The organism is Pseudomonas sp. LB3P58, from assembly GCF_054897895.1.
In genome coordinates, this window is record NZ_JBUBVE010000001.1 from 5,520,490 (window position 1) to 5,546,718 (window position 26,229).

The window sequence follows — 26,229 nt, forward strand, 5'->3', positions numbered from 1 at the left end:
GATGGCAGGTAGCGAGAGGACGGGAAGCGTGTGGACGTTGATACGCCACTTGCCGGCGGCATTCAAGAGCGCAGGTCGCTGCAGTGCAAGAGCTGGTCGCCGCAGTGCGTTTTAACGGGCCTTAAGCTGCGTAACTTGGCATCACCGGCGCACAAAGACGACCGGACCCACAATAACGAACTGCCGAGGAACCTGAGATGAAACGACTGATCAGCAGCTGTGTTCTTGCACTCAGCGGTACCGCTTTCCTGAGCGCCAGCGTCATGGCGGCCGAACCTGCTTCATGCCAGAACGTGCGCATGGGCGTTGTGAACTGGACCGACGTGATCGCCACCAGTGCCATGACCCAAGTCCTGCTTGATGGCCTCGGCTACAACACCAAACAAACCAGCGCTTCCCAGCAAATCATCTTCGCCGGGATCCGCGACCAGCGCCTGGACTTGTTCCTGGGCTACTGGAACCCGCTGATGACCCAGACCATCACCCCGTTCGTTTCGGCCAATCAGGTCAAGGTGCTTGAGGCGCCAAGCCTGAAAGATGCCCGCGCCACACTCGCGGTACCGACTTACCTCGCCGACAAGGGCCTGAAAACCTTTGCCGACATCGCCAAGTTTGAAAAGGAACTGGGCGGCAAGATCTACGGCATCGAGCCTGGCTCGGGCGCCAACACCCAGATCAAGGCGATGATCGCCAAGAACCAGTTTGGCCTCGGCAAGTTCCAGTTGGTCGAGTCCAGCGAGGCCGGCATGCTCGCGGCGGTGGATCGCGCCGTGCGACGCAAGGAGGCCGTGGTGTTCTTCGGCTGGGCGCCGCATCCGATGAACGTCAACGTGAAGATGACGTACCTCACCGGCAGCGACGATGCTCTGGGCCCGGACGAAGGCATGGCCACGGTCTGGACCGTCACCGCGCCGAAATACGCCGAGCAATGCCCGAACATCGGTCGCTTGCTGAGCAACCTGACCTACACCGCCGAAGACGAGAGCCGGATGATGCAGCCGCTGCTGGATCACAAGGACGCTTTCGAGTCGGCCAAGCAATGGCTGAAAGATCACCCGCAAGACAAGCAACGCTGGCTCGAAGGCGTGACCACCTTCGATGGCAAACCGGCCGCTGAAAACCTGCAACTGACCACCAAATAAACCCGATTGAACCACCGACTCGCAGCCCGACCGGGCTGCGAATCGACTAATCACGCCCGCCATTCCCATAAAGAACAGGAACCGCCTCATGAACCACGACGTCATCATCACCTGCGCACTCACCGGTGCTGGCGACACGACCAGCAAGAGCCCACACGTGCCGGTCACCCCGAAACAAATCGCCGCGGCCGCCGTGGAAGCGGCCAAGGCCGGCGCCACTGTCGTTCACTGCCACGTTCGTAACCCCGAAACCGGCAAATTCAGCCGTGATGTCGCGCTGTATCGCGAAGTGATGGAGCGCATCCGCGAGGCGGACGTCGACATCATCGTCAACCTCACCGCCGGCATGGGCGGAGACCTGGAAATCGGCGCGGGCGAGAACCCGATGGAGTTCGGGCCGAACACTGACCTGGTCGGCCCGCTGACCCGTCTGGCTCACGTTGAAGAACTGCTGCCGGAAATCTGCACCCTCGATTGCGGCACCCTGAACTTCGGCGACGGCGACACCATTTACGTGTCCACCCCGGCCCAGCTACGCGCTGGCGCCAAACGCATTCAAGAGCTGGGCGTGAAGGCCGAGCTGGAAATCTTCGACACCGGTCACCTGTGGTTCGCCAAGCAGTTGATCAAGGAAGGCTTGCTCGACGACCCGCTGTTCCAACTCTGCCTGGGCATCCCGTGGGGCGCGCCGGCCGACACCACCACCATGAAAGCCATGGTCGACAACCTGCCAGCGAATGCGGTGTGGGCTGGCTTCGGCATCGGTCGCATGCAAATGCCGATGGCCGCGCAGGCTGTGCTGCTCGGCGGCAACGTGCGGGTCGGTCTGGAAGACAACATCTGGCTGGACAAGGGCGTACTGGCGACCAACGGCCAACTGGTCGAACGCGCCTCGGAAATCCTCAGCCGTCTCGGCGCCCGTGTTCTGACCCCGGCTGAAGGCCGGGCAAAAATGGGCCTGACCAAGCGCGGTTAATCGACCTTTTCAAATTCTGGAATTGCCATGACTTTTATCACTGAAATCAAAACCTTCGCAGCCTTGGGCAGCGGTGTCATCGGCAGCGGTTGGGTGTCCCGCGCCCTCGCCCACGGCCTCGACGTGGTGGCCTGGGACCCGGCGCCCGGTGCCGAAGCCGCGCTGCGAAAACGCGTCGCCAATGCCTGGGGCGCTTTGGAGAAACAGGGCCTTGCGCCGGGTGCATCGCAAGATCGGCTGCGCTTTGTCGCCACCATTGAAGAATGCGTTCGCGACGCGGATTTCATTCAGGAAAGCGCCCCTGAGCGTCTGGACCTGAAACTGGAACTGCACAGCAAAATCAGCGCGGCGGCCAAGCCCAATGCCTTGATCGGCTCCAGTACTTCCGGCCTGTTGCCGAGCGAGTTCTACGAGAGTTCGACACACCCGGAACGTTGCGTGGTCGGGCACCCGTTCAACCCGGTTTATCTGCTGCCGCTGGTGGAAGTGGTTGGCGGTAAAAACACCGCCCCGGAAGCCGTTCAAGCAGCAATGAAAGTCTATGAGTCCTTGGGCATGCGTCCACTGCATGTGCGCAAGGAAGTACCCGGTTTTATCGCCGACCGCTTGCTCGAAGCGCTGTGGCGTGAGGCGCTGCACCTGGTCAACGACGGTGTGGCGACCACCGGTGAAATCGACGATGCGATTCGCTTTGGCGCGGGTCTGCGCTGGTCGTTCATGGGCACGTTCTTGACGTATACCCTGGCGGGTGGCGATGCGGGCATGCGGCACTTCATGGCGCAATTCGGACCAGCGTTGCAGTTGCCGTGGACGTATCTGCCGGCACCGGAGCTGACCGACAAGTTGATCGATGATGTGGTGGATGGCACCAGTGATCAGTTGGGCACGCACAGCATTTCGGCGCTGGAGCGCTATCGTGATGATTGCTTGCTGGCGGTGCTGGAAGCGGTGAAAACCACCAAAGAGAAGCATGGGATGGCCTTCAGCGAATAATGAGTCAACAGGGCCGGCCCCATCGCGAGCAGGCTCGCTCCCACACTAGATCTGCGTCGTTCACAGAACCAATGTGGGAGCGAGCTTGCTCGCGATGAGGCCATCCAGTCACCACACCATTTGGATCCCTCACCATGCCCACCCTCACCACCTATCAAACCAAAATCATCCCCGACTGGGTCGACTACAACGGCCACCTGCGCGATGCCTTCTACCTGCTCATCTTCAGCTACGCCACCGACGCGCTGATGGATCGTCTGGGCATGGACAGCAACAACCGCGAAGCCAGCGGCAATTCGCTGTTCACCCTCGAACTGCACCTCAATTACCTGCACGAAGTGAAGCTAGATGCCGACGTCGAAGTACACACCCAAATCATCGGTCACGACAGCAAACGCCTGCACCTCTATCACAGCCTGCATTTGGTAGGTAACGACAAGGAGCTGGCAGGCAACGAGCAAATGCTGCTGCACGTCGACCTCGCCGGGCCGCGCTCCGCACCCTTCAGCGAAGACACCTTGAGCAAGCTGCAAGCCATCGTCGCCGAGCAAACCGACCTTCCCGCCCCCGACTACATTGGCCGAGTGATCGCGTTACCCCCTAAAAAATAACAAGGAGATCGCCATTGAACACCGCCGCCGCTTTTGCCGACTTCCGTACCTACCCGTTGATCAGCGCGTTGACCGCCGTACACACCCTGGCGGACCGAATTCAAGTGAAGTGGGCCGATGACCGTGTCAGCCCGTTTCATCATCAGTGGTTGCGGGACAACTGCCCGTGCCCGCTGTGCGTCTACACCGTCACCCGCGAGCAAGTGCTGGAAATCGTCGACGTAGCCGACAACCTGATGCCCTCGGACGTCAGCATTGATGCCGAAGGCTGCCTGCGTGTCGATTGGCAGGACGGCCATCTCAGCCGCTTCGATCCTGGCTGGTTACGGGCTCACGCCTACGATGACGAGTCCCGCGCCGAACGCCGGGCTGCCAAGCCAAAAAGCCAGCTCTGGAACAGCAACCTGAAGCTGCCGGTATTCGACTACCAGGCGTTGATGGACGACAACGAAGCCTTGCTGCAATGGCTGCTGGCCGTGCGCGATCTCGGCCTGACCCAGGTCCGCGGTGTGCCCACCGAACCGGGCTCGTTGAAGTTGATCGCCCAGCGGATTTCCTTCATCCGCGAGAGCAATTTTGGCGTGCTGTTCAACGTGCAATCCAAGGCCGATGCAGACAGCAACGCCTACACCGCGTTCAACCTGCCGCTGCACAGCGACCTGCCGACCCGGGAGTTACAACCGGGGCTGCAGTTTCTGCATTGCCTGGTGAATGACGCCGAGGGCGGCGAGAGTATTTTCGTCGACGGTTTTGCCATTGCCGAAGCCTTGCGCGATGAAGATCCCGAGGCGTTCAAAAGCCTTTGCGAAATACCTGTGGAGTTCCGCAACAAAGACCGCCACAGCGACTACCGCCGTCTCGCGCCGATCATCGCGCTGGATGCCTTTGGGCAGGTTTCGGAAATCCGCATGGCGAACTTTCTGCGCGGTCCGTTCGATGCGTCGGTCGAGCAGATGCCCGCTCTCTATCACGCCTACCGCCGCTTTATTGCGATGACCCGGGAAACGCGATTCCGCGTGATGACGCGGCTAAACCCCGGTGAAATGTGGTGTTTCGACAACCGCCGCACCCTCCACGCCCGCAACGCTTTCGACCCCGCCACTGGCGCCCGGCATTTTCAGGGTTGCTATGTCGACCGTGATGAATTGTTGTCGCGCATCCTTGTGTTGCAACGCTAAAACCGCGTAATCGTTCTTCGCGAGCAAGCCCGCTCCCACATTCGACCGAGTGCTCTCAGGAGAATGCGGTCAACTGTGGGAGCGGGCTTGCTTGCGAAGGCGTCAGCCCAGACACCACCTCTATCCCTGATTCACAGGCAAAAAAAACCCCGATCAAGCCGTGACAGGATCGGGGCAGAGGTGGGTACTGTTGAGGAGCCGTTGCGCGAGGGTGACCAAACCTTCGTGAAGCCAGCTGATCCCAGTGTGCCCACTCTCCTTCTGCGCAAGTTAGCCGAAAACGACCTGTTCATAGGTATTGCGGCCATTGCGACAAATCGTCCTTGCCGCCACTCCGTACCCCTACGAGAATCGATCCACGACACCGTTCCCTGAAGAAGGATTGCGTCATGATGTACGCCGATTTGATTGACCAGGAAGACCTGTTGGGCCAGCTCAAGGCGTTAGGATTTGCGGTGCCCCCTGGTGCAACCGCTGAGCAGGCCTGCGAATGCGCGGTACGAGGTTTGAACAACGAACGGGCAACGGAACTGCGGACCATGGTCAAGCAGATGTACACCAGCAGCGCGACCATCCTGCCGGCCGTGCGCCAGGCCATCGACAAGCAATTGTTGCCCGCGTTGGCGGAGTATCAGCAGAGCCGTAGCGCCTGATAAACCGCCTTCGCGAGCAAGCCCGCTCCCACATTTGACCGTATTCCCCCTGAGAGACTCGGTCGAATGTGGGAGCGGGCTTGCTCGCGAAGGGAGCGCCTCGGTTTAGAGCCTTACGCTGGCAAACGTCGACTCGTTACGCGCCTGACTCAACGCCGACAACGGCCCGGACAACGGCGACAGCACCAGTGCTTGCGGCAGCGGCATCATCGCCACTTGTTGCGTGGTGTTGGAACCTACGCGCTCGTCACGCGGCGGAATGCCGAAGTATTCGCGGTAGCACTTGGAGAAGTGCGGCGTGGACACGAAACCACACACCGACGCCACTTCGATGATCGACATCGGCGTTTGCTTGAGCAGCTGCCGGGCGCGAATCAAGCGCAGTTTCAGGTAGTAACGCGATGGCGAGCAGTGCAGGTATTTCTGGAACAGCCGCTCCAGCTGACGACGCGACACGGCGACATACACCGCCAGTTCGTCGAGGTCGATCGGCTCTTCCAGGTTGGCCTCCATCAGCGCGACGATTTCCTGCAACTTCGGCTGGTTGGTGCCGAGCATGTGCTTGAGCGGCACACGCTGGTGATCCTGCTCGTTGCGAATACGCTCGTAGACAAACATTTCCGAAATCGCGGCCGACAGTTCACGGCCATGATCGCGGCTGATCAGGTGCAGCATCATGTCCAGCGGCGCGGTGCCACCGGAGCTGGTGAAACGGTTACGGTCGAGGGTGAACAGACGGGTACTCATGGCCACACGCGGGAAAGCTTCCTGCATCGAGGCCAGGCATTCCCAGTGCACGCTGCAATCGAAACCATCCAGCAGGCCGGCGCACGCCAGGGCCCAGCTGCCGGTGCAGACCGCACCGAGACGGCGCGACTGACGCGCCTGGCTTTGCAGCCACGAAACGTGTTCACGGGTAACAGTGCGCTGGATGCCGATACCGCCGCAGACAATGATGGTGTCCAGGGCGGGTGCTTTGTGCATGGAGCAATCGGGGGTGATCTGCAGGCCATCACTGGCCCAGACCTGACCGCCATCGACTGTGATCGTGGTCCAGCGATACAGCTCACGACCGGACAACTGGTTGGCCATACGCAGGGGTTCTACTGCGGAGGCCAAAGAAATAAGCGTGAAATTGTCCAGCAGCAGAAAGCCGATGGATTGAGGCGCACGGTTCTGGGGTTGGGCCCCGGAGTTGAACGTCGTCATCGCGGTATCTCCTCACACAAAGCGGGTGATGGCCTCAGGCGGAGGCTCTTGTTATTGCCATCGTTCTCGCGTGGGAGACGGGCTTTGTAATGACAGAGCAAATGCCATGCCTAAAGTTGAATGGCCGTTCAATAACTCCTGAAAACGACGTCGTGATGTGTCTAAATATGACTCGCAGAGACAGGAGGTTATAAGTGCCATTATCGGCGGGAGGCGCTCTGCCCCGCTGGGCGTGAGCAAATCGGTAGCACTTGTGGGAACAGGGCTACAGCGACCTGGTGGAGAGTGTCACCGCAAGCACAGGTGACAGGCGGTAACGGCCAACCTGGATCCGTGATCCAGGTGAAGCCGCTTGTCTGTAAGCGACGCGCCAAAACGTGGCGCGTTTTGAATCGGGTGTTCACTTTGCGCGCAGTTTTGACTGGTCTGACGCTATCGCGAGCAAGCTCGCTCCCACAGTTGACCGCATTCCCTGTGGGAGCGAGCCTGCTCGCGAAGGGGTCGCTACGGTCTCAGCACTCAACCGCGCTAACCGCCAACCCACCGCGCGATGTCTCTTTATATTTGTCATGCATGTCCGCGCCGGTATCACGCATCGTGCGGATCACCCGATCCAGCGAGATAAAGTGCTGACCGTCGCCACGCAGCGCCATCTGCGCCGCGTTGATGGCTTTCACCGCGGCAATCGCATTGCGCTCGATGCACGGCACTTGCACCAACCCGCCCACCGGGTCGCAGGTCAGGCCGAGGTTGTGTTCCAGACCGATTTCCGCCGCGTTACACAGCTGCTCCGGTGTCGCCCCCAGAATCTCCGCCAGTCCGGCGGCCGCCATGGCGCAAGCCGAACCGACTTCGCCCTGGCAACCGACTTCGGCACCGGAAATCGAAGCGTTCTTCTTGCACAGAATCCCTACCGCCGCCGCACTGAGGAAATAGTCGACCACGTTGGCGTCGGTCACCACCTCGCTGAACTTCATAAAGTAGTGCAACACCGCCGGAATGATCCCCGCCGCGCCATTGGTCGGTGCCGTAACCATGCGCCCGCCAGCGGCGTTTTCTTCGTTGACCGCCAGGGCGAACAGGTTGACCCACTCCATGGCGCTCAAGGTCGAGCCGATCACATTGGGCTTGTTCAGTTCTTGCAGGCTGCGGTGCAGTTTGGCCGCGCGACGACGCACATTCAGGCCACCGGGCAAGATGCCTTCGTGCTTGAGGCCTTGCTCCACGCAATCCTGCATGGCGCGCCAGAGTGTCATCAGGCCGGCGCGGATTTCCTCTTCGCTGCGCCAGACCTTCTCGTTGGCCATCATCAACTCTGCAACGCGCAGGTTGTGCTGCTTGCAGAGGCTAAGCAGTTCGGCGGCGCTGGAGAAATCGTACGGCAGCACGGTGCGGTCCAGATCGACCACGCCGCTGGAAGCCTGTGCCTCATCAACGACAAAGCCTCCGCCGATGGAATAGTAGGTGTCGCGATGCAGCTCGCCGTCATCGCCTTCGACGATCAGCGTCATGGCGTTGGGGTGGAACGGCAGGTTCTCGTCGATCAGGCGCATGTCCCGGGCCCAGATGAACGGGACCGACAAACGACCGTCGAGCAACAGCGTGTGGGTTTCACGAAGGGTTTCGATGCGAATGCCGATTTGCGACGGATCGATCGCGTCCGGCCATTCGCCCATCAGGCCCATGATCACGGCGTTGTCGCTGCCGTGACCGATGCCGGTGGCCGACAACGAACCATAAAGCTGAACTTCGACGCGCCGTACTTGTTCCAAAAGTCCCTGCTCACGCAAACCTTGCACGAACAACGCCGCGGCGCGCATAGGCCCCACGGTGTGCGAACTGGAAGGGCCGATGCCGATTTTGAACAGGTCGAAAACACTGATAGCCATTACTGCCGAACTCCTGGATGTGCCAACTCCAGACGCAAAAGCGCCCAGTGACGGAGCTGCTACGCTCAAGCTGCAATCCGCCGAGATGGCCGCATCATCAGGCTTTTGTCATGTCGTTCGACGTCTCACACCGACGCACTCATGCCCACCAACGCCGCGAGGCTTTGACGCTACGTTTTCGCCGTTTTTTTGCGGATCAGAGGGTCAAAGGGGGCTGAAAAAAGCTGTAAACGACGTCACCGACACTGGATGCGACCATCCCTGTACTGGTTACGACGCACCCTGTAGGCGTCAGATTTTCACTGGTACATGATCGTATCGACTCGATTGCAAGGCGCCGTGGTAGAGATGTCTCCAAAACGCCATCCAACCGCAACCTATAAGTGCGGTGGTCCAGTCGGAACACTGCCAAAAAAAACACCAAGGAGTCCATCCATGAAAGGTTCCCCGTCGTTGTTGTTGGCCGCCATGCTGAGTCTGCCGTTACTGGCTCAAGCCGCAGAACCCGCTCAGTGCAGCACCGTAAACTTCTCCGATGTCGGCTGGACTGACATTACCGTCACCACCGCCACCACCAGCGTCGTTCTCGATGCGCTCGGCTACAAGACCAAAACCACGATGATTTCCGTACCGGTGACCTACAAGTCCCTGGCCGACGGCAAGAACATGGACGTATTCCTGGGTAACTGGATGCCGACCATGGAAAACGACATCAAGGCCTACCGCGATGCCGGCACCGTGGACACCCTGCGCGCCAACCTGGAAAACGCAAAATACACACTCGCCGTGCCCGAAGAGTTGTATAACAAAGGTCTGAAAGATTTCGCCGACATCGCCAAGTTCAAGAAAGAACTCGACGGCAAGATCTATGGCATCGAACCAGGCAACGACGGCAACCGCCTGATCCAGAGCATGATCGACAAGAACGCCTTCGGCTTGAAAGACGCCGGCTTCAAGGTGGTCGAGTCCAGCGAGGCAGGCATGCTCTCGCAAGTCGATCGCGCCCAGCGCCGCAACACCGCCGTGGTGTTCCTGGGCTGGGAACCACACCCGATGAACACGCGTTTCAAGATGAAGTACCTGACCGGCGGCGACGACTATTTCGGCCCGAACTTCGGTCAGGCAACCATCTACACCAACACCCGCAAGGGCTATGCGCAGGAATGCAGCAACGTCGGTCAGTTGCTGAAAAACCTGCAGTTCACGCTGAACATGGAAAGCACCCTGATGGGCAACGTCCTGGACGACAAAATGAAGCCTGACGCGGCCGCCAAGGCCTGGCTGAAAAAGAATCCACAGGTCCTCGATACCTGGCTCGCTGGCGTGACCACCATTGACGGTAAACCAGGCCTGGAGGCCGTGAAAGCCAAGCTCGCGCAGTAATCGCTTACGCCGGGCGAGTTCGCTCGCCCGGGCTGTTTATTTCCTTGCATGCGGACGTTCACTACCATGCTGATTGATCAGAAAATACCTTTAGGCCAGTACATCGCGGGCTTCGTTGAATGGTTGACGCAACACGGCGCCAGCACCTTCGACGCAATCGCCGTGTCACTGGAAACGATGATCCACGGTGTGACTTTTGCGCTGACCTGGTTCAACCCGCTGGCATTGATCGGCCTCATCGCGCTACTGGCACACTTCATTCAACGAAAATGGGGCCTGACCGTTTTTGTCATCGCCTCCTTCCTGCTGATCCTCAATCTGGGGTACTGGCAGGAAACCATGGAAACTCTCGCACAGGTGCTATTTGCCACCTTCGTCTGCGTGATCATCGGCGTGCCGTTGGGCATCGTCGCCGCGCATAAACCGATGTTCTACACACTGATGCGTCCGGTGCTCGATCTGATGCAGACCGTACCGACCTTCGTGTACCTCATTCCTACCCTGACCCTCTTCGGTCTGGGTGTGGTCCCGGGTCTGATTTCTACGGTGGTGTTCGCGATTGCCGCGCCTATCCGCCTGACTTACCTGGGTATTCGCGATGTCCCGGAAGAATTGATGGACGCTGGCAAGGCCTTTGGCTGCTCGCGACGTCAGTTGCTCTCGCGAATCGAACTGCCCCACGCCATGCCAAGCATCGCGGCCGGTATCACCCAGTGCATCATGCTGTCGTTGTCGATGGTGGTGATCGCGGCACTGGTGGGCGCCGATGGCCTGGGCAAACCCGTGGTCAACGCACTGAACACTGCTGATATCGCCCTGGGCTTCGAAGCAGGCCTGGCGATCGTACTGCTGGCGATCATGCTCGACCGTATCTGCAAACAACCCGAAGCCAAAGTAGGGGGTGACGCATGAGCATTATTCGCTTCGAAAACGTCGACGTAATCTTCTCCAAGGATCCACGCGAGGCGCTCAAGCTGCTGGATCAAGGCATGACCCGTAACGAGATCCTGAAAAAGACCGGGCAGATCGTTGGGGTCGAAAAGGCCAGCCTGGACGTCGAAAAAGGTGAAATCTGCGTACTGATGGGCCTTTCCGGCTCCGGCAAGTCCAGCTTGCTGCGCTGCATCAACGGCCTCAACACCGTCAGCCGCGGCAAACTGTTCGTCGAGCACGAAGGCAAGCAGATCGACATCGCTTCCTGCACCCCGGCGGAACTGAAAATGATGCGCACCAAGCGCATTGCGATGGTGTTCCAGAAGTTCGCCCTGATGCCTTGGTTGACGGTGCGCGAGAACATCAGTTTCGGTCTGGAAATGCAGGGTCGCCCTGAGAAAGAACGCCGCAAACTGGTGGATGACAAGCTTGAGCTGGTGGGCCTGACCCAATGGCGCAACAAGAAACCCAACGAGCTGTCCGGTGGTATGCAACAACGCGTGGGCCTGGCCCGTGCCCTGGCGATGGACGCCGACATTCTGCTGATGGACGAACCGTTCTCGGCCCTTGACCCGCTGATCCGCCAAGGCCTGCAAGACGAACTGCTGGAACTGCAAAGCAAGCTGAACAAAACCATCGTGTTCGTGAGCCACGACCTCGATGAAGCCCTGAAGCTCGGCAGCCGTATCGCAATCATGAAAGATGGCCGCATTGTTCAGTACAGCGTGCCGGAAGAGATCGTGTTGAACCCTGCGGACGATTACGTGCGGACCTTCGTCGCCCACACCAATCCGCTGAACGTGCTGTGCGGTCGCAGCCTGATGCGCACCCTGGACAACTGCAAACGCATCAACGGTTCGGTATGCCTCGATCCGGGCGGCGATTCCTGGCTGGACCTGGCCGAAGGCAACACCATCAAAGGCGCACGCCAGAACGGCGCAAGCCTGGACCTGCAGAACTGGATCCCAGGGCAAGCGGTTGAAGGCTTGGGCCGTCGTCCAACGCTAGTGGATTCGAATATCGGCATGCGCGACGCGCTGCAGATTCGATATCAGACGGGTAATAAGCTGGTGCTGCACGACAACAACAAGGTTGTCGGGATTCTGGGTGACAGCGAGCTGTATCACGCACTGCTCGGCAAGAATCTGGGGTAAGGCAACACACACAAAAACGCCGCGAGAGGATCGCGGCGTTTTTGTTTATGGCGATATCGGGTCAAGCAGCTTTACGGCTGATGGCCTCTTCGCGAGCAAGCCCGCTCCCACAGGGGTATGCATTCCAATGTGGGAGCGAGCCTGCTCGCGAATGAAGGCGGCGCGGTGGTTCAGACTGAAACACCAAGCCTGTTCAACACTCAGCTATAGACACGGCCAAGGAGCTGCCGATGGCTTTCAAACTGATCGAGCACGTCACGGGTGATCTGATCCGAAGTGAAGCCCATCAAGTCGTAGTCCTGGCTGCCGTTGTGCAGGTACACCTCGGCGCGGTAGTAACGTGCACGCGGTTCATCAGCACTTTCAGCCGAAACCATGTCGCTCGCCGCTGCCAGATAGCCGTCCAGGCTCACTTCGTAGACAAAAGGGTTGCCCTCTTCCATCTCGATCCGCAGGCCCATGCAACGCTTGGCCTTGCCCAGCAACGTTTGCACGTCCAGACCCTTGCCACGCAATTGCACCACAGCCTCTTCCAGCGCCGGGCTGACTTGCTTGTCCATGAAGCGTTGAACAATCGACTGGTTCGGCTGCAAGTCCAGCTGCGTCAAACGCTCGCTGAAACCACGACGACCACGCGCTGCGAGCTCCGCTTGCTCCTGTTCGATCTGCACGTCCTGGCGCATCGCCTTGTGCAGGCCAAACATGAAGAACACCAGCACCACCGAGAACGGCAGGCCGGCCAGCACCACCATGGTTTGCATGGCTTCGAAGTTACCGGCGAACAGCAGGCCGATGGTCACCAGCGTGATCACCGCCGACCAGAAGATCCGCAGCCAGTGCGGGGCGTCTTCGTCGACGTTACCGCCCTTGCAGGAAAGGTTGGCCATCATCACCGCGCCGGAATCCGCCGGGGTCAGGAACAGCACGAAACCGACAAATATCGACACGCCGATCACGATTTTCGACGCTGGGTAGTGCTCAAGCAGTTGGTAAATCGCCATCGACGGCTGTTCGAGCGCCGTCTTCCCGAGCTCCACCGCCCCATGGTTCATCACCAGGTCCAGGGCCGAGTTACCGAAGATCGACAACCACGCCAGGGTGAAACCCAGCGGAATCAGCAGCACGCCGGCCACCAGTTCACGCACCGTGCGACCACGGGAAATACGCGCGATGAACATGCCGACGAATGGGGCCCAGGAAATCCACCAGGCCCAGTAGAACAGGGTCCACAGGCCCAACCAGCGGTCAGACTTCTCGCTATCACCTTCGTACACATAGAGGTCGAAGGTCTTCAGCACCACGCCGTTCAGGTAGTCGCCGACGTTTTGCACGAAGCCGTTGAGCAGGTGCAGGGTCGGGCCGAACAGCAGCACGAAAATCAGCAGGCCGCTGAACAGCACGATGTTCAGGTTGGACAGACGGCGAATGCCGTTTTCCACGCCGGACACGGCAGCGATGGTCGCCACGGTGCTCATCACGATGATCACGATCAGCAGGTTGGTGTTGCTGTGTTCCATGCCGAACAGGTTTTCCAGCCCCGACGACACTTGCAGCGAACCAATCCCCAGGTTCGTCACCAGACCCAGCAGGGTCACGAACATGCCGAAGCCGTCTACCGCATGACCGGCGGCGCCTTTGACCCAACGCTCGCCGACCAGCGGATACAGCGCCGAACGCAACGCCAGCGGCTGGTTATGACGGTAAGCAAAGTAAGCAACGGCCAGGCCGACCAATGCGTAGATTGCCCAGCCATGCAGGCCCCAGTGCAGGAACGTCAGCTGAACGGCCTGACGGGCGGCCATGTTGCTGGCAGCCACGCCTTCCGGCGGGTTGAAGTAGTGGTCCAGCGGCTCCGAAGCACCGAAGTACAGCAGCGAAATGCCGATACCCGACGAGAACAGCATCCCCGCCCAGGCGCCGTAGCTGAAGTCCGGGGTGTCGTCCTTGCTGCCCAGTTTGAGCTTGCCGTAGGACGAAAACGCCAGGCCGACCACGAACACCAGGTAGGCGGCGATCACCACCATGTAGTACCAGCCGAAGCTGCGGGACAACCAGGCCTGGGCAATACCGAGCAATCTGCCAGCCTCTTGCGGGGCGATGATCAGAATGGCGGTCAACAACAGGATCAACGCGGTAGAGGTGTAGAACACCCAACCGTTGACCGTCACCTTCTCGGGTGGGGTCTTTATTAGAGAGGCAGAACTCATGGCACAGATGCTCCAGGCAGTGCGAGAGAAGAACACAAGGCAACGCGTTACCCGACCAATCGCTTAGTTGGCAGCCGACCAGCGGGTGATATAAAGACAGCCCGAAAAAAGCCCGAAACCCGGGAGCGCCAATGCGCGTGGGTTTCGAGCGTTTTCGGATGTCGTTTTTCCGCCAACTACATGTAGGAAAAACCTGTAGGCAGCGACGAATTGTCGCAGATCTTATTCTTTGTTGATTGAACGTTCAATCAAAACAAAATAGACTGGCCTTCAATCCGATAGACGTTTCACGTCCGCCGGAAGGCCTAAGGAGATGTGCAAGATGCCCAAGGTCGGTATGCAACCCATCCGCCGCCAGCAGTTGATCGAAGCCACGTTGCAGGCGGTAGATCAGGTCGGCATGGGGGACGCCAGCATTGCGCTGATCGCCCGTTTGGCCGGTGTCTCGAATGGCATCATCAGTCACTACTTTCAGGACAAGAATGGCCTGATCGCCGCCACGGCGCAGTACCTGATGAGTGTCCTCAGCGAGAACGTCACCGCGCGCCGTCAGGCGCTGGAGGACAGCAGCCCGCGGGCGCACCTCCAGGTGATTATCGAAGGCAACTTCGACGCCAGCCAGGTCAATGGCCCGGCAATGAAAACCTGGCTGGCCTTCTGGGCCACCAGCATGCACCACCCGTCTTTGCACAGGTTGCAGCGGATCAACGATCACCGTCTGTATTCCAACCTGTGCTGCCAGTTCCGCCGTGTATTGCCGCTTGATCAAGCGCGCAGTGCAGCCCGCGGCCTGGCAGCCCTCATTGACGGTTTGTGGTTGCGCGGCGCGCTGTCGGGAGATGCTTTCGACACCGGGCAGGCGCACCAGATCGCTTACGAATACATGGATTTCCAACTGGCCAAGCAGGTGAGTTAGAGCACACAGAACCGCTCAGCACCTGAACCGCCACTGACCAGCGTTGCCCAAGCTATAAGGCACGCCCAGTGGTTACCGCCAACCAACTTATGCTCTTGCGAGGACTATATGGCCCGTTTCGAACTGCAAAAACTCTACATCGATGGCGGCTACAGTGACGCCAGCAGCGACGCCACTTTCGAAGCCATCAACCCGGCTAACGGTGAAGTCCTCGCAACCGTACAACGTGCGACAAAGGAAGACGTTGAGCGCGCTGTCGTCAGCGCCGAAAAGGGCCAGAAAATCTGGGCCGCGATGACCGCCATGGAGCGTTCGCGCATCCTGCGTCGTGCCGTCGACATCCTGCGCGAGCGCAACGATGAACTGGCTGCCCTGGAAACCCTGGACACCGGCAAGTCGTTCTCCGAAACCAAGTACGTCGACATCGTCACCGGCGCTGATGTGCTGGAGTACTACGCAGGTCTGGTTCCGGCCATCGAAGGCGAGCAGATTCCACTGCGCACCACTTCGTTCGTCTACACCCGTCGCGAGCCGCTGGGCGTTGTGGCCGGTATCGGCGCGTGGAACTACCCGATCCAGATCGCCCTGTGGAAATCCGCACCTGCCCTGGCGGCCGGTAACGCGATGATCTTCAAGCCAAGCGAAGTCACTTCCCTGACCACGCTGAAACTGGCCGAGATCTACACCGAAGCCGGCGTTCCGGCTGGCGTGTTCAACGTGCTGACCGGCAGCGGCCGTGAAGTCGGTACCTGGCTGACCGAGCACCCACGCATCGAAAAAATCTCCTTCACCGGCGGCACCGACACCGGCAAGAAGGTCATGGCCAGCGCCTCTGCTTCGTCGCTGAAAGACGTGACCATGGAATTGGGCGGCAAATCCCCGCTGATCATTTTCGACGACGCCGACCTCGATCGCGCCGCCGACACCGCCATGATGGCCAACTTCTACAGCTCCGGTCAGGTCTGCACCAACGGCACTCGCGTGTTCGTGCCGAGCCACCTGAAAGCCGCTTTCGAAGCCAAGATCGTTGAACGCGTTGCGCGCATCCGCGTCGGCAACCCGGAAGACGAGAACACCAACTTCGGCCCACTGGTCAGCTTCGCCCACATGGAAAGCGTGCTGGGTTACATCGCCAAAGGTAAGGAAGAAGGCGCTCGCGTGCTGTGCGGCGGCAGCCGTCTGACCGAAGGCGAATTCGCCAAAGGCGCGTTCGTGGCACCGACCGTGTTCACCGACTGCACCGATGAGATGACCATCGTGCGCGAAGAAATCTTCGGCCCGGTGATGAGCATCCTGACCTACGAAACCGAAGAAGAAGTGATCCGTCGCGCCAACGACACCGAGTTCGGTCTGGCGGCTGGTGTTGTCACCAAAGACCTGAACCGCGCTCACCGCGTGATCCATCAACTGGAAGCCGGTATCTGCTGGATCAACGCCTGGGGCGAATCCGACGCCAAGATGCCGGTTGGCGGCTACAAGCAGTCGGGCGTGGGTCGTGAGAACGGCATCAGCTCGCTGAACAACTTCACACGCATCAAATCGGTACAGGTCGAACTGGGCGATTACGCCTCGGTTTTCTAAGGCGATATCCGCTTCGCCTGCGAGGCCGTCATCGCCAGCAGGCTGGCTCCCACAGGAGTACGCATTCCAATGTGGGAGCCAGCCTGCTGGCGATCGAGTGCGCAGCACTCGTCAGGCCTGACCTGACCAACTTCAAAGAGGGTGCATTCAATGTCCCAAGAATTCGATTACATCATCATCGGTGCCGGCTCGGCCGGTAACACCCTGGCGACCCGTCTGACTGAAGACGAAGGCGTCACCGTCCTGCTGCTCGAAGCAGGCGGCCCGGACTACCGTATGGATTTCCGCACGCAAATGCCGGCTGCTTTGGCATTCCCGCTGCAAGGTCGTCGCTACAACTGGGCCTACGAAACCGATCCAGAGCCACACATGGACGGTCGCCGGATGGAATGCGGTCGCGGCAAGGGCCTGGGTGGTTCCTCGCTAATCAACGGCATGTGCTACATCCGCGGCAACGCGATGGACTACGACAACTGGGCCAAACTGCCAGGTCTTGAAGACTGGGACTACCTGAACTGTCTGCCGTATTTCCGCAAGGCTGAAACCCGTGACATCGGCCCGAACGACTACCACGGTGGCGACGGCCCGGTCAGCGTGACCACGCCGAAAGCCGGCAACAACCCGCTGTTCCACGCGATGGTTGAAGCCGGCGTGCAAGCCGGTTACCCGCGCACCGAAGACCTGAACGGTTACCAACAGGAAGGTTTCGGTCCGATGGACCGTACCGTGACGCCGAACGGCCGTCGCGCCAGCACCGCTCGCGGTTACCTGGACATCGCCAAGAAGCGCTCGACCCTGACCATCGTCACCCACGCCCTGACCGACAAGATCCTGTTCGAAGGCAAGCGTGCGGTCGGCGTGCGTTACTTGATCGGCGCCGCTGAAGAGCGCGTTGAAGCCCGCGCCCGCAAAGAAGTGCTGCTGTGCTCCGGCGCCATCGCTTCGCCGCAGATCCTGCAACGCTCCGGCGTCGGTCCGGCCGAGCTGCTGAAAAAACTCGACATCCCGGTGGTCCACGACCTGCCGGGCGTTGGTGAAAACCTGCAGGATCACCTCGAGTTGTACCTGCAATACGCTTGCACCCAACCGGTCTCGCTGTACCCCTCGCTGCTGCTGCACAACCAACCGGCCATCGGTGCCGAGTGGCTGTTCAAAGGCACCGGCATCGGCGCCAGCAACCAGTTCGAAGCCGGCGGTTTCATCCGTACCCGTCCGGAATTCGATTGGCCGAACATCCAGTACCACTTCCTGCCGGTCGCGATTAACTACAACGGCAGCAACGGTGTGAAAGAACACGGTTTCCAGGCGCACATGGGCTCCATGCGTTCGCCGAGCCGTGGTCGCATCCAGGCCAAGTCCAAGGATCCGCGCGAGTACCCGAGCATCCTGTTCAACTACATGGCCACCGAGCAGGACTGGCAGGAATTCCGCGACGGCATCCGCCTGACCCGTGAAATCATGCAACAGCCTGCACTGGACGCTTTCCGTGGCCGCGAAATCAGCCCGGGCATTGACGTGCAAAGCGATGAGCAGCTCGACAAGTTCATCCGCGAACACGCCGAAACCGCGTTCCACCCGTCCTGCTCGTGCAAGATGGGCACCGACGAAATGGCGGTGGTTGACGCTGAAGGTCGTGTGCACGGCATGCAGAGCCTGCGTGTGGTCGATGCCTCGATCATGCCGATCATCACCACCGGCAACCTGAACGCGCCGACGATCATGATCGCCGAGAAAATCGCCGACAAGATCCGTGGCCGCAAGCCATTGCCTCGTAGCAAGGCTGCTTACTTCGTGGCGGGTGATGCTCCGGTGAAAGGCAAGCCGTTGCGTGATGTGAGCCTGACCGCTCAGTAAGTCTTAACACCGCGGTGCTGCCTTCGCGAGCAAGCCCGCTCCCACAGGTTTTTTGGTTGGATTGCAGATTTGTGATCAACCCCAATCCCTGTGGGAGCGAGCTTGCTCGCGATGGGGCCCGCCGCGACAACACACCTCTCCCTGCCCCACCAAGTAATCCTTTCCTACACCGCTCCGCGCTTGATCCTACCCCCCGCGCAGGCCTAATCTAGCGCCACGCAAACGTTCCCCCCCCCTCGCAACATCGATACACCGCCACTCCATACCAAGGAGGTTCCCGAATGTTCGATTTCCATCCCCAGCTCAAGCAGCGCTTCGCTGCCTTGCGCACGGGCGCTGAATTCTTTTCGTTGCGTTATGTGCGCGAGTCCGGCCAGTACCTGTCGGTGCGCAAGAATGTCGCCGAACCTCCGAGCCTGAGCCGTGACGAAGGCGCGATGCTGACCGTTCGGGTCAACGGCGTCGAAGCCTACGCCGCGACCAATGACCTGTCGCAATCCGGCCTGCAAGCCGCGCTGGAGCGAGCCGAGCAGCAAGCCCGCCGACTCAAGCCCCACGCCCTGCTCGACCTGCGCGAGCAAGCCGTCTCCAGCGACCGCGCCGACTACTTTTCGCCGAACCTGGACCAGCCCTTCCCATCCCTGAGCGATTGCTACCAACTGCTCGGCGCCGAATCCGCGTCCGTGCCCAAGGACGAGCGACTGGTGAATTGGCAGGTGAGCATCGGCATCACTAACGTCGAGCAGATTTACCTCAACAGCGCCGGCGCCGAACTGCGCCAGGCCCAGCGTTTCGTCTACCCGAGCGTGGACGTCACCGCCTACGACGGCAATGACAGCCAGACCCGCACCCTGGGCCGCGAAAATTTCGGCCAACAAGGCGGCTTCGATGTGATCAGCCGCTGCGGCCTGGTCGGCGCCGGTCCGAAAATCGCCGATCAGGTGCTGCAATTGCTGCTGGCGCCGAACACCCCGAAAGGCCCGCGTGACCTGCTGTTGATGCCGGACCAGATGATGCTGCAGATCCACGAATCCATCGGTCACCCGCTGGAACTGGACCGCATCCTCGGTGACGAGCGCAATTACGCCGGCACCAGTTTCGTCAAGGCAGAAGACTTCGGCAGCCTGCAATACGGCTCCAAACTGCTCAACGTGACCTTCGACCCGGACATTCCCGAGCAGCTAGCCAGCTATGGCCATGACGACGACGGTACTGCCGCGAGCAAACAATTCCTGATTAAAGAAGGCTTGCTGCTGCGCCCATTGGGCGGTGCACTGTCGCAATTCCGTGCCGGCATGGAAGGCGTTGCCAACAGCCGCGCCTGCAGCTGGAACCGTCCGCCTATCGACCGCATGGCCAACCTGAACATCGAGGCCGGCGATCAACCGCTGGAGCAGATGATCGGCAACATCGAGCACGGCATTTTGATGAGCACCAACCGGTCCTGGTCCATCGACGATGCCCGCAACAAATTCCAGTTCGGCTGCGAATGGGCTCAGTTGATCGAAAACGGCGAACTCAAAGGCGTGGTGAAGAACCCCAACTACCGGGCGATTTCCGCGCAGTTCTGGAAAAGCCTCAGCGCTGTTGGCGATGCCAACTCCGTCAAGGTCCTGGGCACACCGAACTGCGGCAAGGGCGAACCGAATCAGGTGATCCGTGTCGGCCATGCGTCGCCGGCCTGTGTGTTCAGCAATGTGGATGTGTTTGGGGGAGATGCCTGATGAGTACTTCAAAAAGTCAGGCCGATGCGTTCAAGGCCTTGGTCAACTGGCTGCGCGACGCGATTCACGAGCCGGAACAATTCACCCTCAGTTACGCCGCGGAATCGTCGGCCTTCGTGCGTTTCAACCACGCCAAGGTGCGTCAAGCCGGGCAGGTGCAACAGGCGAGCGTCGGGTTCAAACTGATCAACGAGGGGCGCCACGCCGACCTGAACATCACCCTTTCCGGTGATGCGGAAGTCGACGTTCAGCGTCTGGCCGAGGGTCTGCAACAGTTGCGCGAAACCTTGCCGCTGCTGCCGCAGGATCCGTACCTGCTGCTCAACCACAACGGTTGGCAGAGCAAGAATGTTCAAGATCACCCGCTGCCGGACACCGAGCAGGTGGTCGCTGAAATCACCCTGGCCGCCGAAGGGCTGGACCTGGTGGGTTTCTACGCCGCCGGCCCGATCAGTCGTGGTTTCGCCAGTTCTTCGGGCGCGTTCGGCTGGCATCAGGCCAACAGCTTCAACTTCGATTTCAGTCTGGTCCATGAAAACGGCCAAGCGGTGAAAGCCAGTTACGCCGGGCACGACTGGAACAGCGAAGGGTTTGCCAGGCGCTTTGCGCAGGCGCGCGAGCAATTGGCGTTTCTCGGCAGACCGCAACACACCCTGGCGCCGGGTCAGTACCGCGCCTATCTGGCACCGGCAGCTCTGGGAGAAATCATGGACATGCTGGGCTGGGGCGGTTTCTCGGCGCAGTCGATTGCCAGCAAAAACAGTCCGCTGCAGAAGCTTTACGCGGGCGACAGTGCGTTCAGCCCGTTGGTGTCGGTCGATGAAAAGGTCAGCGGTTCGTTGAGCCCCGCATTTTCCGGCGAAGGTTATCCGCGCAGCGATCTGGGGTTGATCGTCAACGGCAAGGCTGGCGCGCAGATGGTCAGTTCGCGCAGTGCAGCCGAGTACGGCCTGACCGCCAACGGCGCCAGCGGTGGTGAAATGCCAAGCGCAGTGAACATGGCCGCCGGCACGTTGCCTGATGCAGAGATTCTCAAGCAATTGGGCACGGGCTTGTACATCAGCAACCTCTGGTACCTGAACTACTCCGATCAGCCGGCGGCACGCCTGACCGGCATGACGCGGTTTGCGACCTTCTGGGTTGAGAACGGCGAGATTCAGGCGCCAGTGAGTACGATGCGGTTTGATGACAGTGCCTACAGTTTGCTGGGATCGCAGCTGGAAGCATTGACTGAAGAGCGCGAGCTGATGTTGTCGGCCAGCACCTACAGCCAGCGGGCCACCGCTTCGGCGTTGTTGCCGGGCGCTATGATCAGCAAACTCACGCTGACCCTGTAAAAAGCTTCGCGAGCAGGCTCGCTCCCACATGGACAGCGAACATCCTGTGGGAGCGAGCTTGCTCGCGATGAAGTCACCGCGGACTCCCTGAATCACACCCACAAGAGGTCCCATGCCCAACCGCCCGCCTCTCGACGCTGTCACCGCCCGCTGGGTGCCGTGGGTCGTCGCCATCGCGTTCTTCATGCAATCCCTCGACGGGACCATCCTCAACACCGCCCTGCCCGCCATGGCCCGTGACTTGGCCGAAGACCCGTTGCGCATGCAGGGCGTGATCATCGCCTACATGCTCACCGTCGCCTTGCTGATCCCCGCCTCGGGCTGGATCGCCGACCGTTTCGGTACCAAGAAAATCTTCTTCAGCGCGATCCTGCTGTTCAGCCTCGGCTCGTTGCTCTGCGCACTGTCGAGCACCCTGAGCCTGTTGATTGGCGCACGAGTGATTCAGGGCCTGGGCGGCGCGCTGATGTTGCCGGTCGGGCGGTTGGTGGTGCTGCGTGCCTACCCTCGATCGGAGCTGGTGCGAATCATGGGTTTCATCACCATTCCCGGATTGCTCGGCCCGTTGATCGGCCCGACCATGGGCGGCTGGATGGTGGAATACCTGACCTGGCACTGGATCTTCCTGATCAACCTGCCGGTGGGCGCCGTCGGTTGTTACGCGGTGTGGAGATTTATCCCCGACCTGCGCGGCACCGAACGCACCCGCTTCGATAGCCTGGGGTTTTTACTGTTCGGCGCGGCGATGGTGCTGATCACCATCGCCATGGAAGGCCTCGGCGAGCTGCACCTGCCGCACTTGCGCGTGATGCTGCTGCTGTTCGCCGGCATGGCCTGTCTGGCGGCGTATTGGTTGCGGGCCGGGCACATCGAAAATCCTCTGTTCGCACCATCGTTGTTCAAGACCCGGACGTTTGCCGTGGGCATCCTCGGCAACCTGTTCGCCCGACTGGGCAGCGGCGCCCTGCCATTCCTCGTGCCGTTGCTGCTGCAAGTGGCGCTGGGTTACTCGCCGTCCCAGGCCGGGATGAGCATGCTGCCGCTGGCGGCGGCAGCGATGGTCGCCAAGTCGGTGGCGCGACCGCTGATCGAACGTTTGGGCTATCGCATCGTGCTGACCGGCAATACGTTGGCGTTGGGGCTGATGTTGGCGAGCATGGGGCTGGTCAGCGAGCAAACGCCGTACTGGCTGCTGTTGGTGATGCTATCGATTCTGGGGGCGATCAACTCCTTGCAGTTCACCGCAATGAACACCGTAACCCTGATCGACCTCGACGACGCCAGCGCCAGCAGCGGCAACAGCTTGCTGTCGGTGGTCGCGCAATTGTCCCTGAGCCTGGGTGTTGCTTGCGCAGGCGCCTTGCTCGGCGGCTTCACGGCGGAGATCGGCAACGACGGCGTGGACACGGTTTTGGGCGCGTTCCAGCTGACCTTTGTAACGGTCGGAATTATGGCGATGCTGGCCGCAACGATCTTTTCTCAGCTCTCAAAGGAAGACGGACGGCGCGTCAAGCGTCCGGAAGAGCACATAGAGCCTTAGGGCGAATGGCCACCGGGCTGGTACACTGCGCGACATTTTGTTTTGCAGGCCAGTCCCGTGACCACCATCGCCACCGCTTTTAATACTTTGCCGCTGTCCGCCGCCATGCTGGCTAACCTCGACTCTTTGGGTTATGCCGAGATGACGCCGATCCAGGCGCAAAGCTTGCCGGTGATCCTCAAGGGGATGGACCTGATCGCCCAGGCCAAGACCGGCAGCGGCAAGACCGCCGCCTTCGGTATCGGCCTGCTGAACCCGATCAATCCGCGCTTCTTCGGTTGCCAGGCGCTGGTCATTTGCCCGACACGTGAGCTGGCTGACCAGGTCGCCAAGGAACTCCGTCGTCTGGCCCGCGCCGAAGACAACATCAAGATCCTGACCTTGTGTGGCGGCGTGTCCTTCGGCCCGCAGATCGGCTCTCTGGAGCATGGCGCGCACATCATCGTCGGTACCCCGGGTCGCCTTCAGCAGCACCTGCGCAAGGGTTCGCTGATTCTCCATGGCCTGAACACGCTGATCCTCGACGAAGCCGACCGCATGCTCGACATGGGTTTCTACGATTCCATCGAAGAAATCATTGCCCAGTGCCCGGAGCGTCGCCAGACCCTGCTGTTCTCCGCCACGTACCCGACGGGCATCAAGCAGTTGGCCGCGAAGTTCATGCGCAACCCTCAGATCGTGAAGGCCGAGGCGTTCCACGACGACACGCAGATCGAGCAGCGCTTCTACGAGATTTCCCCGGAAGAGCGCATGGACGCCGTGGTCAAAGTCCTCGCGCATCATCGTCCGGCATCCTGTGTCGCCTTCTGCTTCACCAAGCAGCAGGTTCAGGAAACCGTCGACCACCTGTCCTCCAAAGGCATCTCCGCCGTCGGCCTGCATGGCGATCTGGAACAGCGTGACCGTGACCAGGTACTGGCCATGTTCGCCAACCGCAGTACCTCGGTGCTGGTCGCCACTGACGTCGCCGCTCGCGGTCTGGACATCGATGCGCTGGACATGGTGATCAACGTCGAACTGGCCCGTGATTCGGAAATCCACATCCACCGTGTTGGCCGTACCGGTCGCGCCGGTGAGAAAGGGATTGCGATCAGCCTGGTCGCACCGTCCGAAGCGCACCGCGCCCAAGCCATCGAGCTACTGCAGAAGTCGCCGTTGAGCTGGGATCAGCTGGACAACCTCAAATCCCAGGGCGGCGCACCGCTGCTGCCGGTGATGAGTACGCTGGTCATCGGCGCTGGCCGTAAAGACAAGGTGCGTCCGGGCGACATTCTTGGCGCACTGACGGGCGATGCGGGTATTCCGGGCGCTCAGGTTGGCAAGATCGCGATTTTCGACTTCCAGGCTTATGTGGCTGTGGAACGCGGAATCGCCAAGCAAGCGTTGCAGCGCCTGAATGACGGCAAGATCAAAGGCCGTTCGTTGCGCGTGCGTATCCTGTAAGAACAACGCAACTCCCCCTGTGGGAGCGAGCCTGCTCGCGAATGCAATTTGTCAGTCGGCCTATAGGCTGACTGACACACCGCTTTCGCGAGCAGGCTCGCTCCCACAGTTTGTTTTGTGGTGACACATTAAGAGGACACCGTTTTGCGCTCTACCGAAGTCGTGATCATTGGCGCTGGCGCCGCAGGTTTGATGTGTGCGCTGACCGCCGCCGGGCGCGGGCGCAAGGTGATGTTGCTCGACCATGCGAACAAGGCCGGCAAGAAAATCCTGATGTCGGGCGGTGGCCGCTGCAATTTCACCAACATGTATACCGAACCGAGCAATTTCCTCTCGCAGAACGAACACTTCTGTAAATCCGCCCTGGCCCGCTACACCCAGTGGGATTTCATCGGCATGGTCGCCAAACACGGTGTGCCGTATCACGAGAAAAAACTCGGCCAGTTGTTCTGCGATAACAAATCCAGCGACATCCTTGAAATGCTGCTCAACGAGTGCGATCAGGTCGGCGTCAGCCTGCACCTGGACACCTCGATCCAGCACATCGAGAAAATGGAAAGCGGCTACCTGCTGCAAACCACCCTCGATCAGATCACCTGCGAATCGTTAGTGATCGCCACTGGCGGCTTGTCGATCCCGACGCTGGGTGCGACCGGTTTCGGCTATCAGGTGGCCAAGCAGTTCGGCCATGACTTGCTGCCGACCCGCGCCGGGCTGGTGCCGTTCACCATCACCGATCAGCTCAAGGAGCTTTGCACCGAACTGTCCGGTACGTCGGTGGATTGCCTGGTGAGCTGCAATGACCAGAGTTTCCGCGAGAACATCCTGTTTACCCACCGCGGCCTCAGTGGTCCGGCGATTTTGCAGATCTCTTCGTTCTGGGAATCCGGTGACACGGTAGAGATCAATCTGATGCCGGACCATGACGTGCCGACCTGGCTGCAACAGCAGCAAGCCGAACGGCCGAACAGCGAGCTGAAAACCCTGCTCGGGGAAATCTTCACCAAGAAGATGGCCAGCCTGCTGGCAGACAACTGGTTCGTCTCCAAACCGATGAAGCAGTACACCCACGCGGAAATTGCCGACCTCGCCGAAAAACTGGCGAGCTGGAAAGTGGTTCCGGCCGGCACTGAAGGCTATCGCACCGCTGAAGTGACATTGGGCGGCGTCGATACCAACGAGGTGTCGTCCAAGACCATGGAATCGCTGAAAAGCCCCGGCCTGTATTTCATCGGAGAAGTGCTCGACGTCACCGGGCATCTGGGTGGTTTCAACTTCCAGTGGGCCTGGGCCTCCGGCTACGCTGCTGCGCAGTACGTCTGACCCGCATCCCTCCCCGCATGTAGGAGCTGTGTAGGAGCTGTCGAGTGAAACGAGGCTGCGATCTTTTGACTTTGCTTTTTAAAAACAAGATCAAAAGATCGCAGCCTCGTTTCACTCGACAGCTCCTACAGGGGATTTCATTTCAAGGTGATGTTCGCCAGGGAAGGAACAGATTTTGCTGTC

At 60.1% G+C, this 26,229-nt stretch carries 20 protein-coding genes; 17 read left to right on the forward strand and 3 right to left on the reverse strand.

Features of this window, described 5'->3' with window-relative positions; all coding sequences use genetic code 11:
* Positions 1–197: 197 nt before the first annotated feature.
* The 6 genes from choX (at position 198) to ACYZTZ_RS25800 (ending at position 5,553) form a co-directional block, all read left to right on the forward strand.
* Entirely contained in the window at positions 198–1,142 is a 945-nt protein-coding gene (choX, locus tag ACYZTZ_RS25775; protein WP_462000063.1) for a choline ABC transporter substrate-binding protein, read from the forward strand.
* Between the two features lie 88 nt (positions 1,143–1,230).
* Positions 1,231–2,118, forward strand: a complete 888-nt coding sequence (locus tag ACYZTZ_RS25780; protein ID WP_017341199.1) for a 3-dehydrocarnitine:acetyl-CoA trimethylamine transferase CdhC — start codon at positions 1,231–1,233, stop codon at positions 2,116–2,118.
* 27 nt (positions 2,119–2,145) lie between these two features.
* Entirely contained in the window at positions 2,146–3,111 is a 966-nt protein-coding gene (locus tag ACYZTZ_RS25785; protein ID WP_338920995.1) for an L-carnitine dehydrogenase, read from the forward strand.
* A 134-nt stretch (positions 3,112–3,245) separates the two neighbouring features.
* Positions 3,246–3,722, forward strand: a complete 477-nt coding sequence (locus ACYZTZ_RS25790; protein WP_462000064.1) for a thioesterase family protein — start codon at positions 3,246–3,248, stop codon at positions 3,720–3,722.
* Between the two features lie 14 nt (positions 3,723–3,736).
* Complete coding sequence (locus ACYZTZ_RS25795; protein ID WP_462000065.1) at positions 3,737–4,900, forward strand: gamma-butyrobetaine dioxygenase; 1,164 nt, start codon at positions 3,737–3,739, stop codon at positions 4,898–4,900.
* A 389-nt stretch (positions 4,901–5,289) separates the two neighbouring features.
* The gene (locus ACYZTZ_RS25800) at positions 5,290–5,553 is read left to right on the forward strand and encodes a hypothetical protein (RefSeq protein ID WP_008151923.1); all 264 of its coding nucleotides are present in this window, start codon (positions 5,290–5,292) and stop codon (positions 5,551–5,553) included.
* Between the two features lie 105 nt (positions 5,554–5,658).
* On the opposite strand, the gene gbdR is transcribed toward ACYZTZ_RS25800, so the two are convergent.
* Positions 5,659–6,762, reverse strand: a complete 1,104-nt coding sequence (gene gbdR, locus ACYZTZ_RS25805) for a choline metabolism transcriptional regulator GbdR (RefSeq protein ID WP_046029844.1) — start codon at positions 6,760–6,762, stop codon at positions 5,659–5,661.
* Between the two features lie 512 nt (positions 6,763–7,274).
* Positions 7,275–8,651, reverse strand: a complete 1,377-nt coding sequence (locus tag ACYZTZ_RS25810; RefSeq protein ID WP_046045295.1) for an L-serine ammonia-lyase — start codon at positions 8,649–8,651, stop codon at positions 7,275–7,277.
* 435 nt (positions 8,652–9,086) lie between these two features.
* Here ACYZTZ_RS25810 and ACYZTZ_RS25815 point away from each other — a divergent pair, with 435 nt between their 5' ends.
* The 3 genes from ACYZTZ_RS25815 to choV all read left to right on the forward strand — a co-directional run bounded on the left by ACYZTZ_RS25815 (position 9,087) and on the right by choV (position 12,121).
* Positions 9,087–10,034, forward strand: coding sequence for a choline ABC transporter substrate-binding protein (locus ACYZTZ_RS25815; RefSeq protein WP_046045294.1), 948 nt, complete (start codon positions 9,087–9,089; stop codon positions 10,032–10,034).
* 66 nt (positions 10,035–10,100) lie between these two features.
* On the forward strand, positions 10,101–10,946 hold the full coding sequence (gene choW / locus ACYZTZ_RS25820) for a choline ABC transporter permease subunit (RefSeq protein WP_046045293.1): 846 nt from the start codon (positions 10,101–10,103) through the stop codon (positions 10,944–10,946).
* Complete coding sequence (choV, locus tag ACYZTZ_RS25825) at positions 10,943–12,121, forward strand: choline ABC transporter ATP-binding protein (protein WP_056739058.1); 1,179 nt, start codon at positions 10,943–10,945, stop codon at positions 12,119–12,121. The genes choW and choV overlap by 4 nt, the downstream gene beginning before the upstream one ends.
* A gap of 200 nt (positions 12,122–12,321) precedes the next feature.
* Here the strand turns inward: choV and ACYZTZ_RS25830 are convergent, their stop codons facing one another.
* Entirely contained in the window at positions 12,322–14,271 is a 1,950-nt protein-coding gene (locus ACYZTZ_RS25830; RefSeq protein ID WP_236713222.1) for a BCCT family transporter, read from the reverse strand.
* A gap of 379 nt (positions 14,272–14,650) precedes the next feature.
* Here ACYZTZ_RS25830 and betI point away from each other — a divergent pair, with 379 nt between their 5' ends.
* From betI to ACYZTZ_RS25870, 8 genes are all read left to right on the forward strand, one after another.
* Complete coding sequence (gene betI, locus ACYZTZ_RS25835) at positions 14,651–15,244, forward strand: transcriptional regulator BetI (protein WP_150658430.1); 594 nt, start codon at positions 14,651–14,653, stop codon at positions 15,242–15,244.
* 108 nt (positions 15,245–15,352) lie between these two features.
* Complete coding sequence (gene betB / locus ACYZTZ_RS25840) at positions 15,353–16,825, forward strand: betaine-aldehyde dehydrogenase (protein ID WP_046045290.1); 1,473 nt, start codon at positions 15,353–15,355, stop codon at positions 16,823–16,825.
* Positions 16,826–16,975: 150 nt separating this feature from the next.
* The gene (gene betA, locus ACYZTZ_RS25845) at positions 16,976–18,679 is read left to right on the forward strand and encodes a choline dehydrogenase (protein ID WP_462000066.1); all 1,704 of its coding nucleotides are present in this window, start codon (positions 16,976–16,978) and stop codon (positions 18,677–18,679) included.
* A 281-nt stretch (positions 18,680–18,960) separates the two neighbouring features.
* Positions 18,961–20,403, forward strand: coding sequence for a TldD/PmbA family protein (locus ACYZTZ_RS25850; RefSeq protein WP_462000067.1), 1,443 nt, complete (start codon positions 18,961–18,963; stop codon positions 20,401–20,403).
* On the forward strand, positions 20,403–21,740 hold the full coding sequence (locus ACYZTZ_RS25855; RefSeq protein ID WP_462000068.1) for a TldD/PmbA family protein: 1,338 nt from the start codon (positions 20,403–20,405) through the stop codon (positions 21,738–21,740). The genes ACYZTZ_RS25850 and ACYZTZ_RS25855 overlap by 1 nt, the downstream gene beginning before the upstream one ends.
* A gap of 112 nt (positions 21,741–21,852) precedes the next feature.
* Positions 21,853–23,280 carry a multidrug transporter subunit MdtD gene (mdtD, locus tag ACYZTZ_RS25860; RefSeq protein ID WP_462000069.1) on the forward strand — a complete coding sequence of 476 codons (1,428 nt, stop codon included), beginning with the start codon at positions 21,853–21,855 and terminating at the stop codon, positions 23,278–23,280.
* Between the two features lie 105 nt (positions 23,281–23,385).
* Positions 23,386–24,723 carry an ATP-dependent RNA helicase DbpA gene (dbpA, locus tag ACYZTZ_RS25865; protein WP_236713221.1) on the forward strand — a complete coding sequence of 446 codons (1,338 nt, stop codon included), beginning with the start codon at positions 23,386–23,388 and terminating at the stop codon, positions 24,721–24,723.
* 144 nt (positions 24,724–24,867) lie between these two features.
* Complete coding sequence (locus tag ACYZTZ_RS25870; protein WP_462000070.1) at positions 24,868–26,046, forward strand: BaiN/RdsA family NAD(P)/FAD-dependent oxidoreductase; 1,179 nt, start codon at positions 24,868–24,870, stop codon at positions 26,044–26,046.
* The last annotated feature ends 183 nt before the right edge of the window (positions 26,047–26,229 follow it).